The sequence below is a fragment of the Halorubrum sp. SP3 genome, from assembly GCF_005435195.1.
In the GTDB taxonomy this organism is placed as follows: domain Archaea; phylum Halobacteriota; class Halobacteria; order Halobacteriales; family Haloferacaceae; genus Halorubrum; species Halorubrum sodomense.
This window is the reverse complement of the sequence record NZ_SGTU01000547.1, coordinates 1-309: the sequence shown is the minus strand read 5'-3', so window position 1 is coordinate 309 and position 309 is coordinate 1. Positions and strand designations below refer to the sequence as shown.

The 309-nt window shown below is 55.3% G+C and carries 1 protein-coding gene; it reads right to left on the bottom strand.

What is annotated here, in order from left to right; all coding sequences use genetic code 11:
• Positions 1-42: 42 nt before the first annotated feature.
• On the bottom strand, positions 43-309 hold a 267-nt coding region (locus EXE42_RS17525), incomplete at its 5' end, for a hypothetical protein (RefSeq protein ID WP_206750780.1).

Here is a 309-nt window from a genome sequence, read left to right as displayed (position 1 = left end):
GAGACGTCCCATATCGCCAGACGGCGTCCAAATCCCCTGAAATCAGCGATACAATCCGCAGAGGGCGGTCGCGTTCAACGGAGCAAAAAAACTCTTCTCGTGGTGGGAGAGGTCGTAGAATCCAGAGATTAAGACGACATCGACGTGTGGGAAGATCTCCGTAAGGGAAGCTCCGCTATCGAGGACCGTCCGGTACGCCTCACTAAGGGTATACACGTCATCCCCGACACCTTCTCGTCGGAGCTCGTAGAACTCCTCATACACGCTGGCGACCAAATCAGCGGTTCCAGGAGATAACTGGGAGTCCTC